Consider the following 15,536-nt stretch of genomic DNA (forward strand, 5'->3'; position numbering starts at 1 on the left):
AGAGTTCCCGGAAGGAGGCGAGGAAGGCCCCGAGGAAGGCCCCGAGGAAGGAGCCGAGGAAGAAGCTGAGGAAGGGGGCTTTCGGTAAGTCATCCTGCGCTCCCTGGACTGGCGTGCCACAGCTTGCGGCCGGTGGCGGCACGTTCGCCCGCGGGCTGGAGATCGGCCCACGGGTGCAGGGTGTAGCCGGTGGGCAGGCGAATGACCCGCTCGTCGTCCGGCGCTGACGAGTCGTCCGGCGTTGACGAGTCGGCAGCGGTCGCCAAGTCGGCAGGCGCTGCCGGGCCGCTCGGCGTCGCCAGGTCGCCCGGTGTCGACGAGTCGGCAGGGGGCGCCGAGTTGCCCGGTGTCGCCAAGTCGGCCGGTGGGGTGGGAGCACCGCCCCACTCGGGTGCTGTGCCGGTGCCCGCCTCCGCGGCGGCGTACCGCTCACGGTCGGCGGAGCCGCTCCGGCTGTGGGGGTGCCCGGCGACGCGCGCCCCCGGGTTGTGCCCGGCGGCGACGCGCGCCGTGGCAGACACGGGGGCCGTGCCAGGCGCGGAGGCCGGGTCGGACGCGGAGGCCGCGGCCGGGGTTCCCGAGGCCGGAGTCCCGGAGGCCGAGGCATGGGCCCCTGAGGCCAGAGCCCCGGAGGCCGAGGCATGGGCGCTCGAGGCCGGAGCCCCGGAGGCCGGGGCCGAGGCGGGCGCGGGAGCCGTAACGGGCGCGGGGGCCTGGGTTGTCGCGGCAGCTGCCGGTGTGGGGGCGGGGGTGGAGGTGGGGGTGGAGGTGGGTGGGGGGAGGGGAGGGTGGGAGGCCAGGTGGGAGGTGACCGCGCGGAGGCCGCCCTGCCGTCGCAGCTCCGCCAGTTCCGCCAGGTTCCAGACCGCGGTGCCGACCACGCTGAGGCTGCGGGGGCCGCGGCGTTGGACCGTGCCGCGTACCAGGAGCAGCCAGGAGTGGAAGACGGTGTGGGCGCAGGTCTCGTGGCTGTCGTCGAAGAAGGCGCAGTCGACCAGGCCCGTGCTGTCGTCGAGGGTGGTGAAGATGACCCGGCGGCCGGAGCGGATCGGCGGCGTCTGGGTGGCCGCCTTGGCGCCGGCGACCAGGACGGTGTCGCCGTGCCGGGCTTCGCGCAGGCGCTTGGCAGGGAGTACGCCCAGTTCGTTCAGGAACTGGGCGTGGTCCCCCATCAGGTGCCGGGAGGCGTCCATGCCCAGTACGCCCAGCTCTGCGCTGAGCCGTTCGGCGTCGCTCAGGTCCGGCAGTCCGGCCGGTGCCGATGCCGCGGTGGTCAGCGGGAGTTGGGTGTCGGCCGGTGCGCCGCGCTGCTGGCGGTGGAGTTCGGCGATGTGCAGCAGCAGGTCGCGGCGGTTGGCGCCGAAGGCGTCCAACGCGCCGACCCTGGCGAGGCGTTCGAGTACGGGGCGGCCCGGGTGGGCCCGTCGCCACAGGTCCTGGAGCGAGGAGTAGGGGCGGCCGGCGGCGATCCGTTCGGCCTCGGCCTCGCTGATGCCGTGTACTTCGGAGAGCGCCAGCCGCAACCCCCACGTCCCGGAAACCTCGGAAACCTCGGAAGCCCCGGAGGACCCGAAACCCCCGGAACCCCCGAAACCCCCGGACCTTCCAGAAGTCCCGAACCTTCCAGAAGCCCCGGACACCCCGGGACCCTTGGCAGCCCCGCGCCCCTTGGAAGCCCCGGGACCCTTGGAAGCCCCGGAAGCCTTGGCAGCCCCGAGAGCCTTGGAAGTTCCGGAAGCCTGAGCCCCAGAAGCCCAAGCACCAACAGAGCCGCGCCCCACCCCAGCAGCACTACGTCCCGTATTCTCCCCACTCTCCCCAGACACCAGTTCGATTCGATAAGCGACATCCGATCGGTTCACGTCCAGGGGAAGGATCGGGACGCCGCGGCGGCGGGCGTCGGCGAGGAGGAGGCGCTTGGGGTACATGCCGGGGTCGTGGGTGAGCAGGCCGGCGTAGAAGGCGGCCGGGTGGTGGGCCTTGAGCCAGGCGGACTGGTAGGTCGGTACGGCGAAGGCCACCGCGTGCGCCTTGCAGAAGCCGTACGAACCGAACGATTCGATGATCTCCCAGGTGCGGGCGATGTCTTCGGAGGAGTAGCCGTGCCGCGCGGCCCGTTCCGCGAACCAGGCGCGGATGGGGCCCTGCGACTCGGGGTCGGACAGGCCGCGGCGCACCCGGTCCGCCTCGTCCAGGCCGCAGCCGGTCATCCGGTTCAGGATGTGCATGACCTGTTCGTGGAAGACCACGACGCCGTAGGTCTCGCGCAGGGATTCCGCCAGGTCGGGGTGGGGGTAGTGGACGGGCCGGCGGCCGTGCCGGGATTCGATGAAGGGCCGCACCATGTCGGCCGCGACCGGCCCCGGACGGAAGAGCGAGATGTCCACGACCAGGTCGTGGAAGGTGGCGGGCTGGAGCCGGCCGAGCAGGTCGCGCTGGCCCGGCGACTCGATCTGGAAGCAGCCGAGGGTCTCGGTGGAGCGGATCAGGCCGTACGTGGCGGGGTCGCCCGGCGGCACCTGTGCCGGGTCATCGAGGTCCGGCGCCGGCCGCCCGGTGGCGCGGGCGATCTCGGCGGTGGCGTGCGCCATCGCGGACTGCATCCGTACGCCGAGCACGTCGAGCTTGAGCAGGCCGAGGTCCTCGACGTCGTCCTTGTCGAACTGGGACATGGGGAAGCCCTCGCCGCCGGTGGGCACCACGGGGGTGCGTGCGGTGAGCGTGGCGTCGGAGAGGAGTACGCCGCAGGGGTGCATGGCGATGCCGCGGGGCAGCGCGTCCAGCCCTTCCACCAGGTCCCAGAACGGTGGGGGCGGCGGGTTGTCCCGCAGGGCGCGCAGCTCGGGCAGTTCCTCCAGTGCCGCCCGCGCGTCCCGCGCCCGGATGTGCGGGAAGGACTTGGCGATCCGGTCCACCTCGTCGGGGGCCATGCCGAGCGCGGCGCCGACGTCGCGCACGGCGTGCCGTACGCGGTAGGTCTCGGGCATGGCGACGGCGGCGACGCGGTCGGCGCCGAAGCGGTCGAAGATCGCGTGGTAGACCTCCAGGCGGCGCGCGGACTCCACGTCGATGTCGATGTCGGGGAGGACGGCGCGGCGCTTGGAGAGGAAGCGTTCCATCAGCAGGCCGTGCTCGACGGGGTCGGCGTGGGCGATGCCGAGCAGGTGGTTGACGAGGGAGCCGGCGCCGGAGCCGCGCGCGGTGACGCGGATGCCGAGGCGCCGGGTGTCCTCGACGACCTGGGCGACGGTGAGGAAGTACGACGCGAAGCCGTGGTGGTCGATGATGTCCAGCTCGCGGTGGAGGCGTTCCCAGTACGTGCGGGCGGCCGGGCCGCGGTCGTAGCCGCGGCGGACCATTCCGGCGGCAGCGCGGGAGCGGAGTACGCGGGAGGCCGTACGGTGCTCCGCGCCGACCAGCCGCGGTTCGGGGAAGTGGACGGTGCCGAGTCCGATGTCGTCCTGGGCGTCGACGAGGCACTCCCCCGCCGTCTCCTCGGTCATGGCGAGCAGCCGGTGGGCGGTGTCGCGGCGGTGGCCCGCGGCCTCGGCGATCCGTTCGGCGGTGCGGGCCATGGTGTCGGCGTCCTTGAGCCAGCGTTCGCCGCTGTCCCGGGCTTCGGGGCGGTGGGGGTCGATGGGGACGAGGCGGCGGGCGGAGTCCAGGACGTCGGCGACCGGGCCCTGGCCGGGGTCGGCGTAGCGGACGGCGTTGCTGAGGACGGCGCGGACGCCCTGGTCGACGGCGAAGCCGAGGGTGCGGGCCGCGAGCCGGAGGGAGCCGGGGCCGGTGCCGGTGCGGCCGTGGTGGACGGCTTCGAGGCGCAGCGCGTCGCCGTACAGCTCGCGCCAGGGGGCGAGGAGGCGGGCGGCGCGGTCGGGGCGGCCGGCGGCGAGCGCGCGGCCGACTTCGGAGTCGGGGCCGAGCAGGACGGTGATGCCGTCCGCCGCGGTGGCCAGGTCCTCCCAGGACAGGAGGGGGCGTTCGCGGTCGGTGGCGTGGGCGGCGGAGACCAGCCGGCACAGGGTGGCCCAGCCGCGGGCGCCGTCGCGGGCGAGGAAGACGGCGCGGGGGGCCGATTCGTCGATGAAGGCGCCGCCGCGTACGGGGGTGCGGCGGCGGGTCGCGGGGGTGGGGTCCGGCTGCCGTTCGGCGATGGCCAGCTCGGTGCCGAACAGCGGGCGGATGCCGGCTTCGGCGGCGGCCTTGGCGAAGCGTACGGCGCCGGAGAGGGAGTCGCGGTCGGTGAGGGCGAGGGCGTCCATGCCGCGTTCGGCCGCCCGCTCGGCGAGCCGTTCCGGGTGGGAGGCGCCGTACCGCACGGAGAATCCCGATGCGGTGTGCAGGTGCGTGAACCGGGACATTCGCACCTCCTACCGCTTGAGCACCCCCTGGCTGACCTTGCATCCCCCGTCTCACTCACACCATAACGCTTTCTTCGAACGTCCGTGCGAACACGTTCGTACGGACGTGTTCGCACGACGCGCCGGACAGGCCCGCCCGACCGCATATCCCTCATACAAAACCGGAAGATAAGGGGCGAATCGCTACAGATATGAGGAGCGGCACATGGCCACACCGGACGGCGGCACCGGAGCCGGGGCCGGCGACGACGCCCGCACCACCTTCGCCGGAGAGCTGAAGGACGCGGTGTCGGCGCGGGCCGCGCTGCTGATCGTCGGGGTGCTGGCCCTGACGGCCGCGTTCATCGCCTCGTACGCGGGCGCCTTCCACTCCCCCAAGCCCCGGGACGTGGCGTTCGCCGTCGTCGCGCCCCCGCAGCAGCGCGGGCAGCTGGTCGCGAAGCTGGACGGGATGCGGGGCTCGCCGCTCGACGCGCGCCCTGCCGGGTCGCGGGCCGAGGCCGTACGGCAGCTGAAGGACCGGGACATCGACGGCGCGCTGGTGGTCGACCCGCGCGGCAAGCAGGACGAGCTGCTGGTCGCCGGCGGCAGCGGCAGCTCCCTCTCCGACGCGCTGCAGAAGGTCCTCACCAAGGCGGAACAGGCGCAGCAGCGGACGGTCAGGACGACCGACGTGGCCCCGGCGGACCCGCAGGACGCCCGCGGACTGTCGTCGTTCTACCTGGTCGTGGGGTGGTGCGTGGGCGGCTACCTGTGCGCCGCGATCCTCGCGATCAGTTACGGGGCGCGCCCCGCCAACGGCCGGCGGGCCGCCATCCGGCTCGGCGCGCTGCTGCTGTACTCGGTACTGGCCGGGCTGGCCGGTGCGCTCGTCATCGGCCCGGCGCTGGGCGCGCTGCCGGGCAGTGTCGTGGCGCTGTGGGGGCTGGGCGCGCTGATCGTGTTCGCGGTGGGCGCCGCGACCCTGGCGTTCCAGGGGATCGCCGGGATCGTGGGCATCGGGCTGACCATCCTCGTGGTCGTGATCGGCGGCAATCCGAGCGCGGGCGGCGCGTACCCGTATCCGCTGCTGCCGCCGTTCTGGCACGCGATCGGGCCCGCGCTGCCGCCGGGCGCGGGCACCTGGGCGGCCCGTTCGATCGCGTACTTCGACGGGCGGGCGATGGCGGGGCCGCTGCTGGTGCTCGCCGCGTGGGCGGTGATCGCGGCGGTGCTGACGCTGGTCTTCGCGCTCCTCTCCCCGGGGCGGGGCGCGATCGGGCGGAGCGAGCCGCGGCGGTAGCGGAGCGAGCCGCGGCGGTAGCGGAGCGAGCCGCGGCGGTAGAAGCACACCCCGGCCCGTGCCCGCCCCCGCAGGCCCCGCAGGCCCCGCCGGCCCCGCACGGCTCACATGTGCGTGCCGCCGTCGATCCGGATCTCCGTGCCCGTGACGAACGCGCCGTCCTCGGAGGCCAGCATCGCGATGACGCCCGCGACCGTCTCCGGGCCGGCGAAGCCCTCGCCGATGGCCGGCGCGAGCTTCACGAACAGGCTCATGTCGGCGTCCTCGGGCAGGCCGGGACCCCGGCCCGTCGTCATGCCGCTGGCGATCGACCCCGGCGCGACGCACACCGCGCGCAGCCCCTGCTTGCTGTACTCGCTCGCGATGGCGTGGGTCATCGACTGGATGCCGCCCTTGCTCGCCGCGTACGCCGCCATGTACGGGTGCGCGAACGAGGCCGAGGTCGAGCTGAAGTTGACGATCACCGGCCGCTCGCCCGCCAGCAGGGCGGGCAGCGACTCGCGGATCATCAGGAACGTGCCGGTCAGATTGATCGAGACGACCTGGTTCCAGAAGTCCAGGGTGGTCTTGTGGGTGTGCTCGGACCGCAGGATGCCGGCCGCGTTGACCAGTACGTCGAGGCCGCCGAGCGTCTCCACGGCGGCGGCGACGCCCGCGCGGACCGCGGCCTCGTCGGATATGTCCAGGACCGCGGTGGTGAGCCGGCCGGCCGTGCCGTCGGCGGCGGCGCGCTCGGCGGTGACCTTCAGGCCCTCCTCGCTGACGTCCACCGCCACGACGCGGCCGCCCTCGGCGAGGACCCGGTGGACGGTGGCCTGCCCGATGCCGGACCCGCCGCCGGTGATCAGTACGCGGCGGCCCTCATAGCGGTTCATGGCGTTCTCCGTTCTCGTGGGTGCGCGGCTCTCCCTCGAACACGCGCGACTCCGTCACCGTACGCCTCGATGGCACTCTGTGCCACCTCTGCACTTCCTGCCACCTCGGCGTACCGCGGCGTAGACTCCGCCCATGCCCACCGCACCTCCCTCCCGTCCGTCCCCCCGTCCGTCCTCCCTCACCGAGCGGCGCAAGGCCGCGACCGAGCTGGAGATCGCCCGTACCGCGGCGGCGCTGTTCGCCGAGCGCGGCGCCGCCGTCACCGCGGAGGACATCGCCCGCGCGGCGGGGGTCGCGCCGCGCACCTTCTACCGCTACTTCCGCACCAAGGAGGACGCGGTCGCACCGCTGCTGACGGGCGGCGTACGGGACTGGGCCGAAGGGCTGGCCGAGCTGGCCGCGCGGGAGCCGGAGCTGCCGCTGGGCGAGGTACTGGAGCGGGCGGCCCGCGAGGCGCTGACGCCCGCCGACGCGCGGGCCGAGGAGGCGCTGGAGTGGACCCGGGGTCTGCTGCACGCGATGCAGGACAATCCGGCGCTGCGCGCTGTCTGGCACCGCGCGCACCACGAGTCCGAGCTGGCGCTGATCGACGTACTGACCCGGACGACGACGGCCGGGCCGCTGGAGGTACGGCTGACCGCGGCCGCGGCGGACGGCGCACTGCGGGCCGCGGTCGAGGTGTGGGCGGCGGGCGAGAGCGATTTGCCTCCGGCGGAGTTGGCCGGACGTGCGATCCGTACTGTGGCGGCGGGGTTGCCGTGGCTCGGGGAGGCTCGGGGGGCCGGGTAGCAGCCGCTGGGTGGGTGGCTAGGGCCGGTTGCCCGGCTGCCCGCCGGTGGGGGTGCCGCTGTGCCCACCCGTGCCGCCCCAGCGGCACGATTGCCCACAGCTGGGTCAGATGGAGTGCGCCACCTCTCCCCCCACCACGACCGTTTCGGCCACCGTCCCCGGAATGTCCTCCGGGGTGATGCGCAGGATGTCGCGGGAGAGGAGGACGAAGTCGGCGAGTTTGCCGACGGTCAGTGAACCCCGCTCGTTTTCGAGGAAGTTGGCGTAGGCCGAGCCCATGGTGTAGCCGTGTACGGCGGTTTCCACGTCGATGGTCTCCTGTGGGCCCCACGGCTCGCCGCCGCTCAGCGGGCGGCGGGTGACGGCGGTGTAGATACCGATCATGGGGTCCATCTCGGCGACGTTCCAGTCGCTGGAGAAGGCGAGCACGGCCCCGGCCTCCTTCAGGCTGCGCAGCGGCCACGCCTTGTGCCAGCGGTCGGCGCCGACGTTCTCCGCCCAGTCCTGGCCGGGCCCGGCGATCTCGGGGGCCGCGTGCCGGGGCTGCATGCAGGCGACCACGCCCAGTTCGGCAAAGCGCGGGGTGTCGGCGGGGTCCAGGCACTCGACGTGCACGATCTGGTGGCGGGCGTCGCGCGGCCCGTTGAACTCCCGGGCCCGCTCGACCGCGTCCAGTACGGTACGGATGCCACGGTCACCCGTCGCGTGCACGAAGCACTGGAAGCCGAGCGAGTCCAGCTCGGTCAGCAGCTCGGCGAACTCCTCGGGCGGGTAGAAGGTCTCGCCGCGGTGGTGGCAGCCCGCGTACGGCGCGAGCAGCGCGGCGGTGCGCGGCTCGACCACGTCGTCGATGTAGAGCTTGAGCGGTCCGACGCTCAGCCGGTCGTCGTCGTACTTCTCGGCGGCGCGGGCGAATTCGACGAGGTCGGCACCGGTGGTGCCGCGTGGATGGAAGAGGGCCGCGACGATGCGGGACCGCAGGCGGCCCTCCTCCCGGGCACGCTCGAACAGCGCCAGGTCGTCCAGGGAGTTCTGCGGTTCGACGACCGTGGTGATGCCGAAGCGGATGGCGTCGTCCAGGCTGCCGGCCAGCCGCCGGTACTGGCGGTCGGGCGACGCCCACGGCACCCCGAGGTCGCGCAGCGCGCGGTGGCCGTCCCGGGAGAGGCCGCGGACCGCGAAGTCCTTGAGGAATCCGGTGGGTTCGCCGGTGGCGGGGTCGGTCTCGGCACGGCCGTACGGCAGGTCCGTGCGGTCCTTGGTGATGCCGAGGCGGCGCAGGGCCGCGGTGTTGAGCCAGGCGGTGTGCACGTCGTAGCTCAGGACGAAGGCGGGGGTGTCGCCGGTGACCGGGTCGAGATCGGCGGCCCGCGGCATCCGGCCGCCGGGCAGGGCCGAGTAGTCCAGCGCCTCGGCCTCGATCCACTCGGCGCCGGGGTGGGCGTCATGCCAGGTACGGATGCGGTCGTGCACCTCGTCGAGGGTGCGGGCCCCGGCCAGCTGTACGCAGGCGTCGTCGGAGCCGAGCCGTACGTGGTTGTGCGCGTCGATGAAGCCGGGCAGCACCAACTTGCCGTGGGCGTCGAGCACTTGGGTACGCCCGGAGACCCACTCATCGGCCCCGGCATCCGGGCCGAGCCAGACGATCCGGCCGTCGCGCACCGCCAGGGCCTCGGCCTCGGGGAGCGCGGGGTCCACGGTGTGGATGCGGGCGTTGCGGAGGACGAGATCGGCGGGCGGACGAGACATGCTGCGGCTCCTGTGGACGGTGAACGGCGTTCCGGACGCGGAAGACTTTGAACGGTGCTCTAACTTATTGAACGGCATTCAAAATGCGCCCGGTGCCCCGCACAGGTCAAGACCTCGCGGCGAATCCCCCGGGATAAGGTCGGGACGGCAGGGGCGCGGACGATCACAAACCCCGACGTTTGGACACAGGCTCTTCCGGAGGAAAGGCGGGCCGGGCGGTGGCACGACGGCGGGACGGGCAGGTCGCGGCCGACCGGATGCTGGAAGAGGCGATGGAGGCCATCGCCGAGGGCGGCCTCGCGGCGCTCACCATGTCGGCGCTGGCCCGGCGGCTCGGCACGAGCGGCGGCCACATCCTGTACTACTTCGGCAGCAAGGACCGGCTGCTGCTGGAGGCGCTGCGGTTCAGCGAGGCGAAGCTCGCCGAGGAACGCCGGGCGCTGCTGGCCCGCCGGCTCGGCGCGGTGCGGATGCTGGACGCCTTCATCGGCCTGTACCTGCCGCGCGGGCCGCGTGACCCGCGCTGGATGCTGTGGATCGAGCTGTGGGCCCGTACGGTCGCCAACGAGCCGCTGCGCGAGACGCAGGAGGAGCTCGACCGGGGCTGGCGCGACGACCTGGCCGCGCTGCTGGCGAAGGGCGTCGCGCAGGGCCGTTTCGCCGCCGGGGACTGCACGGGCCGCGCCTCCGAACTGCTCGCGCTGCTGGACGGGCTCAGTACGCGGGTGGTGCTGGGCCAGCACGGCGCGGACCGGGCCACGGCCCTGGCCACGGCGAAGTCGGCCGCGGCCCGGCTGGTGGAGCGCGTCTGAGACCTCCCGGACATCCGGCCCCGGGGCGGCGAGCGTGTCAGCCGAGAGCCGAACCGACCACCACGCTCCCCGTCCCCTGCCACCCTCCCCCCATGACCGACACCGCCGCGGTAGCCGTCCTGTCCGACATCCACGGAGTCGCCCCCGCGCTGGAAGCCGTACTCGCCGAGCCCGAGGTGCGGGCGGCGCGGACCGTCGTCCTCACCGGTGACCTGCTGTCCGGGCCGCTCCCCCGCGAGACCCTCAACCTGCTGCGCGGCCTCGGCGACCGCGCCGTATGGCTGGCCGGCAACGGCGAACGCGAGCTGATCGCGTGCCACCGCGACCGCCGCGCCCCGGCCCCCGACGCGGTCACCCCCTGGGCGGCCGGGCAGCTCTCCCCGCCGACGTCGCTCACCTCGCCGCGCTCCCGGCGACCGTGACGCTGGACGTGCCGGGCCTCGGCCCGGTCCTCTTCTGCCACGCCACCCCGCGCGACGACGCGGAGGTGGTGCTCGCCGACTCCCGCCCGGAGCGCTTCGCCGAGGTCCTGGCAGGGGTCCCGGAGGAGGTGCGCACGGTGGTCTGCGGCCACACCCACCTGCCGTTCGTCCGGATCGCGCACGGGCGGCTGGTGGTCAACCCGGGGAGCGTCGGGATGCCGTACGGGCGGGACGGTGCGCACTGGGCGCTACTCGGGCCGGGCGGCGGCGCGGTGACGCTGCGCCGCACGCCGTACGACCGCGAGGCGGCCTGCGCCCGGATCGCGGATGAGTCCGGCTTCCCGGGAGCGGCCAAGTGGGCGGACGAGTACGTGCGGAAGACCTACACCGCCGAGGAGGTGCTGGCCGCGTTCGGGCCGCTGGACGGACGGTAAGGGCCTGTGTCCACTGGCCTGCGTCCGCTCCCTGAATCGGCAGACGGCCCGGCCCCGCGGTACGGGAGCCGGGCCGTCGGGCCGTCGTGCGGGGCGTCAGCCGATCTGCGCCCCGTACGCCTGCAGGGCCTCGGTGACCGGCTGGAAGAAGGTCTCGCCGCCCGAGGAGCAGTCGCCGCTGCCGCCCGAGGTCAGGCCGATGGCCTTGTCGCCGTCGAACAGCGCGCCGCCGCTGTCGCCCGGCTCGGCGCAGACGTCCGTCTGGATCAGGCCGTCGACGGTGCCTTCCTGGTAGTTGACGCTGGCGTTCAGGGCCTTGACGGTGCCGTCGTGGACCTGGGTGGTGGAGCCGCTGCGCTGGACGTTCTCGCCGACGGTGGCCTCGGCCGCGCCGGTGATCTCCTGGTTGCTGCCGTTGTAGAGGTCGACGGCGCTGGGGTGGTCGGTGTCGGCGGTGTACTTCACCAGCGCGTAGTCGTTGCCGGGGAAGCTGGAGTCCTCGGTGGCGCCGATCTCGCCGCCGCCCTGGGAGTCCGACCAGCTCTTGACCGCGTTGCCGCAGTGGCCGGCGGTGAGGAAGTAGGGCTGGCCGTCCTTGACGACGTTGAAGCCGAGCGAGCAGCGCGAGCCGCTGCCCCAGATCGCGTCGCCGCCGGCGATGAAGGGCTTGAACTCCCCCTTGCTGCGGTTGAGCTGCACCTTGCTGCCGAGGCTCTCCACGACCTTGGTGAGCTTCGCCAGCTTCGCGCCCTTGACCGTGCGGTCGGCGGTGACGACGACCTTGTTGCTCTTGGGGTCGATGCCCCAGGAGGTGCCGGGGATGGTGGCCTTGGACTTCAGGGTCTGCCGGGCGCCGTTCAGCTGGGCGAGGGTGTGCTGGACGATTCTGGGCTCGGCGCCCTTGGCCCGTACGGTGTCGGCGGCAGCCTCGTCCACGACGTTGACGACCAGCTTCTTGGCCTTGGCGTCGTAGTACGAGCCGGCCGTGCCGTCGGTGAGCTGTGACGCGAGCTTGCCGGCCGCGGTGGGCGTCAGCGAGAGCAGCTTCGAGGTGGGTGCGGGGCTGGCGTTGGCGCTGAGCGCGAAGGCGGCGCTGGCGGCGACGGCGAGGGCGCCCGCTCCGGCCAGGGCGGCGCGCCGCTTGGGTATGCGTCGGTGCTTCAACTCAAGACCTCCCGTGGGGGGAAGGGCCCGCCTACGTGGGGGAAGAGCGGGCCCTGTGAGGGGTGAGAGTCTGTGCTCGGGGTTCGAGACACGGACGAGCACGGACCGACGGTCGCGTCCATGCCAATGCGCCGCCGAGTATTCCCACCCGTCACAGGCGCGCACAAGACCGGGTTCCGGTCTTGTATTCGACGATTCACCGTTCGTCCACGGGTTCTGCACACCGATATCCGTGCATGTCCCTCCCCTGTCCGGTATGGAGCACACACGGTGAGCAGCGGATGATCAGCGCACGGTGACGCCGCCGCTCCCGCGCTCCCCCACGCGCCAGTCGGTCAGCGCGTCACTTGGACGTGTCGTCCCGCGGCGCCCGCTCGGCCCCGGGCACCTCCACCTCCGGGATCTCGACGCCCGGGACCTCGACCCCCGGCAGTTCGATGCCGGGCAGGTCGCCCTCCGCCGCGTCCAGCGGGATCTCCTCGCGCCCCACGGCCTCCCGGGGCACGTCCTCCCGGGTCATCCGCTCCCTGCGGAGCTCCTCCGGGCGCGCGTCCCCGGGCTCCGGCCCCCGGCCGCCGTTCCCGTCCCGCGCCCGCTCGTACGCCTCCGTCTGCGCCTGGGCCTGGAGCCCGGAGCGCTCCAGGAAGCGGAGCAGTTCGACGGGGAAGGGCAGGACGAGCGTGGAGTTCTTCTCCGCGGCGACCGCGACGACGGTCTGCAGCAGCCGCAATTGGAGGGCTGCGGGCTGGTCGGACATCTGCTGGGCGGCCTCGGCCAGCTTCTTGGACGCCTGCAGCTCGGCGTCGGCGTTGATCACCCGGGCCCGCCGGTCGCGGGCCGCCTCCGCCTGCCGGGCCATCGACCGCTTCATGGTCTCCGGCAGCGAGACGTCCTTGATCTCCACCCGGTCGATCTGCACGCCCCAGCCCAGCGCGGGGCTGTCGATCATGACTTCCAGGCCCTGGTTGAGCTTCTCCCGGTTGGAGAGCAGATCGTCCAGGTCGCTCTTGCCGATGATCGAGCGCAGCGAGGTCTGGGCGACCTGGGAGACGGCGAAGCGGTAGTCCTCGACCTGGATGACCGCGTCGGCGGCGTCCACGACCTTGAAGTAGACCACCGCGTCCACCCGGACCGTGACGTTGTCGTGGGTGATGCCCTCCTGGGCCGGCACCGGCATCGTGACGATCTGCATGTTGACCTTACGCATCCGGTCGATACCCGGGATGATCATGGTGAATCCCGGTTCGCGCACGGCTGAGGCCAGCCGCCCGAGCCGCAGCACCACACCGCGTTCGTACTGCTTGACCACGCGGGCCGCCGCCATGACGTACACCGCGCCCGCCGCGGCCAGCGCCACGCCGGTGGTGACCAGTTCCTCGACCATCACGGCCCCCTAGGGCGTGTCCACCGTCCGAGTCGCACGTAGTTACACGGTATGCCCGGTTGCCGGGGCGGTCGAGTCCCGGGCGGGCGCCGCACGTCGGACGCCTGCCAGACGCTCGTCAGCCGCACGTCAAAGGGCCCCCGCTCGCCGCGGCGAGCGGGGGCCTACTGCTGCTGGCTGCAGTCCAGGGGCGCAGTATTCCTCAGTACGTGCGGGGTGCCGAGAACACCCGTCCGGCCATGGGGAAGGGCCGGGGCGTGCTCAGTGCCGGCGTGCTCAGTACACGCTGACGCCGTAGGCGCTCAGCGCCTCGGTGACCGGCTGGAAGAACGTGGTGCCGCCGGAGGAGCAGTTGCCGCTGCCGCCGGAGGTCAGGCCGTACGCCTTGGTGCCGTAGTACAGCGGGCCGCCGCTGTCGCCGGGCTCGGCGCAGACCGTGGTCTGGATCAGGCCGGAGACGATGTCGCCGTTGCCGTAGTTGACGGTGGCGTTCAGGGCGGTCACCTTGCCGCTGTGGGTGCCGGTGGTGGAGCCGCGGCGGGTGACGGTCTGGCCGACGGACGGGGTGCCGGCGCTGGTGATGTCCTGGCCGCCCACGGTGCCCTCGTGCGAGACCGAGCCGGTGTACTTGATGATGCCGTAGTCGTTGCCGGGGAAGCTGGAGCCGCTGGTCGGGCCGATCGACGCGCCGCTGCCGGTGGTCCAGTTCGGGTAGCCGTCGGTGCAGTGGCCGGCGGTCAGGGCGTAGTAGGTGCCGCTGCTGCTGCGGACGTTGAAGCCGAGCGAGCAGCGCCAGCTCGGGGCGTAGATCGCGTCGCCGCCCGATATGTACTTCTGGAACTTGCCGGCGGTCCGCTCGATGCTGAGGGCACCGGCATTGACGCCCGCCGCCTTCTTGATCTTCGCTATCTCGGCCTGGGAGACGGTCTTGTCGACCGTGACGACGAGCTTGTTCGTCGCCTTGTCGACCCGCCATGCGGTACCCGCGACATCCGCCGCGCGGACCGAGTCGCCGGCCGCGGACAGCTGCGTGGCGCTGAAGGTGGCAGCCCGGTGCACGTCGGCGCTGGCACTGGGTACGGCCACGGCGCCTGCGACGAGAAGGCCGGACGCCACGGCGATCAGCCGGGTGCGTCTGGTGACGCCGCTGCGGGGGGTGGTGCGCTCGTTCCTCACTTCTTCCTCCGAGGGGAATCGGGGGTCGCCTGTGGGCGGCCCGTGAGGCGCAGTCAGGCAGCACGGGTTCCGTTTTCCGCGTGCCCCTGACAAGCGCTGGACGGGAGTCTGGAGCGTCCGGGCGCGGTGCGCAAGAGGCCGTTTCCGGTCCGGGGCATGACGGATGGCCCCGGCAGCGTGAAGATCTGCTGCCGGGGCCGTCGTTCCGACCCCCTCGGTCGGATCTTCGACGTGCGGCCCGCCGAACCGGTTCCTGCGCGGCGGGTCCGCGCGCCTCATCCGCCGCTGAGCTGCGGTTCTCCGCTGAGTTGCCGTTCTCCGGCGCGCAGCGCGAACGGGAGGGTGTTGCCCGGCGGCGGGAAGGGGCAGATGAAGTGATCGGCGAAGGCGCAGGGCGGCAGCAGGGTGCGGTTGAGATCGACGGTGACGGTGCCGTCGGCGGCGGGCGCGGGCGGCCGCAGGAACCGGAAGCGGTAGCTCTCGGTGCCGCTGGTGGCGTCCGCGAGCACGGCCCACAGCGACCCGTCGGCCTCCACCGCGGCCTGCAGCGTGTGCTCCTCGCCGTCGACGGTGAAGGCCAGTTCGCCAGCAAGGCCGAGACCGCGCTCCCGGCCGTCGGCGTTCGGCACCTGTACGGTCCGTCCCTGCTCGTACGGGCGGAACCGGCCGGTCAGCCGCCACCGCGCGTCGTACGGGAAGGCGTCGATCCCGGTGAAGGCGCGCAGCGCCTCGGAGTGCGGGTCGAAGACGCGGACGGCCCACAGGTCCTCGCGCCGCAGGACCACCAGCCGCCGGTCGCCGTGCGTGACGCGGGCGGTTTCCGGCCCGCCGTCCGCGCCGAGGCGCGCCTCGCCGTCGAGCGGTACGCCGTCCACCAGCAGCCCGTCCTCGGCCCCGGCGGTCAGGAGTACCGCGTCACCGTCCTCGGTCCACTGTCCCGGCACGCCCTCGATGCGGCCGCCGGGCTGGTCGGCGAGCCAGTACGTGCCGGTCAGCGCCAGGGGGCCGGTCGGCCCGGAGACGGTCCGCTCGCGCTCGGCGTGCCAGGCCCGCCAGTCCTTCTCTGCTTCCGTGCTCATGGTCA

At 73.2% G+C, this 15,536-nt stretch carries 10 protein-coding genes and 1 pseudogene; 4 read left to right on the forward strand and 7 right to left on the reverse strand.

From position 1 onward, the window contains the following. Window positions 1-89: 89 nt before the first annotated feature. A complete protein-coding gene (locus tag ACIGXO_RS28830; RefSeq protein ID WP_399792588.1) occupies window positions 90-4,364 on the reverse strand; it encodes a DNA polymerase III subunit alpha in 4,275 nt (1,424 codons plus the stop codon). Between the two features lie 205 nt (window positions 4,365-4,569). On the opposite strand from ACIGXO_RS28830, the gene ACIGXO_RS28835 reads away from it, so the two are divergent. After that, window positions 4,570-5,646: an ABC transporter permease gene (locus ACIGXO_RS28835; RefSeq protein WP_399792590.1), complete on the forward strand. Its 1,077-nt coding sequence runs from the start codon at window positions 4,570-4,572 to the stop codon at window positions 5,644-5,646. Window positions 5,647-5,750: 104 nt separating this feature from the next. Here the strand turns inward: ACIGXO_RS28835 and ACIGXO_RS28840 are convergent, their stop codons facing one another. Next, window positions 5,751-6,521 (reverse strand): SDR family NAD(P)-dependent oxidoreductase, encoded by a 771-nt coding sequence (locus ACIGXO_RS28840; RefSeq protein WP_399792592.1) that lies wholly within the window; start codon window positions 6,519-6,521, stop codon window positions 5,751-5,753. Window positions 6,522-6,654: 133 nt separating this feature from the next. Between ACIGXO_RS28840 and ACIGXO_RS28845 the strand changes: the two genes are divergently transcribed. After that, window positions 6,655-7,311, forward strand: coding sequence for a TetR family transcriptional regulator (locus ACIGXO_RS28845; protein WP_399792595.1), 657 nt, complete (start codon window positions 6,655-6,657; stop codon window positions 7,309-7,311). A gap of 105 nt (window positions 7,312-7,416) precedes the next feature. Here ACIGXO_RS28845 and ACIGXO_RS28850 read toward each other — a convergent pair whose 3' ends face one another. Next, window positions 7,417-9,060, reverse strand: coding sequence for an amidohydrolase (locus tag ACIGXO_RS28850; RefSeq protein WP_399792597.1), 1,644 nt, complete (start codon window positions 9,058-9,060; stop codon window positions 7,417-7,419). Window positions 9,061-9,317: 257 nt separating this feature from the next. Between ACIGXO_RS28850 and ACIGXO_RS28855 the strand changes: the two genes are divergently transcribed. Together ACIGXO_RS28855 and ACIGXO_RS28860 are read left to right on the forward strand one after the other, a co-directional pair. Continuing rightward, window positions 9,318-9,872, forward strand: coding sequence for a TetR/AcrR family transcriptional regulator (locus ACIGXO_RS28855; RefSeq protein WP_399792738.1), 555 nt, complete (start codon window positions 9,318-9,320; stop codon window positions 9,870-9,872). A gap of 92 nt (window positions 9,873-9,964) precedes the next feature. Next, window positions 9,965-10,728, forward strand: a pseudogene (locus tag ACIGXO_RS28860) (metallophosphoesterase family protein). 96 nt (window positions 10,729-10,824) lie between these two features. Here the strand turns inward: ACIGXO_RS28860 and ACIGXO_RS28865 are convergent. From ACIGXO_RS28865 to ACIGXO_RS28880, 4 genes are all read right to left on the reverse strand, one after another. Next, window positions 10,825-11,892 carry a S1 family peptidase gene (locus ACIGXO_RS28865; protein ID WP_399792599.1) on the reverse strand — a complete coding sequence of 356 codons (1,068 nt, stop codon included), beginning with the start codon at window positions 11,890-11,892 and terminating at the stop codon, window positions 10,825-10,827. A 343-nt stretch (window positions 11,893-12,235) separates the two neighbouring features. Continuing rightward, window positions 12,236-13,276: a slipin family protein gene (locus tag ACIGXO_RS28870; RefSeq protein ID WP_399792601.1), complete on the reverse strand. Its 1,041-nt coding sequence runs from the start codon at window positions 13,274-13,276 to the stop codon at window positions 12,236-12,238. Between the two features lie 276 nt (window positions 13,277-13,552). Beyond that, window positions 13,553-14,452: a S1 family peptidase gene (locus ACIGXO_RS28875; RefSeq protein WP_399792603.1), complete on the reverse strand. Its 900-nt coding sequence runs from the start codon at window positions 14,450-14,452 to the stop codon at window positions 13,553-13,555. A 275-nt stretch (window positions 14,453-14,727) separates the two neighbouring features. Next, window positions 14,728-15,531 carry a DUF1684 domain-containing protein gene (locus ACIGXO_RS28880; RefSeq protein WP_399792605.1) on the reverse strand — a complete coding sequence of 268 codons (804 nt, stop codon included), beginning with the start codon at window positions 15,529-15,531 and terminating at the stop codon, window positions 14,728-14,730. Window positions 15,532-15,536: the final 5 nt, after the last annotated feature.

Origin of the sequence: Streptomyces sp. NPDC053542, from assembly GCF_044544685.1 — a bacterium.
Classification (GTDB): domain Bacteria; phylum Actinomycetota; class Actinomycetes; order Streptomycetales; family Streptomycetaceae; genus Streptomyces.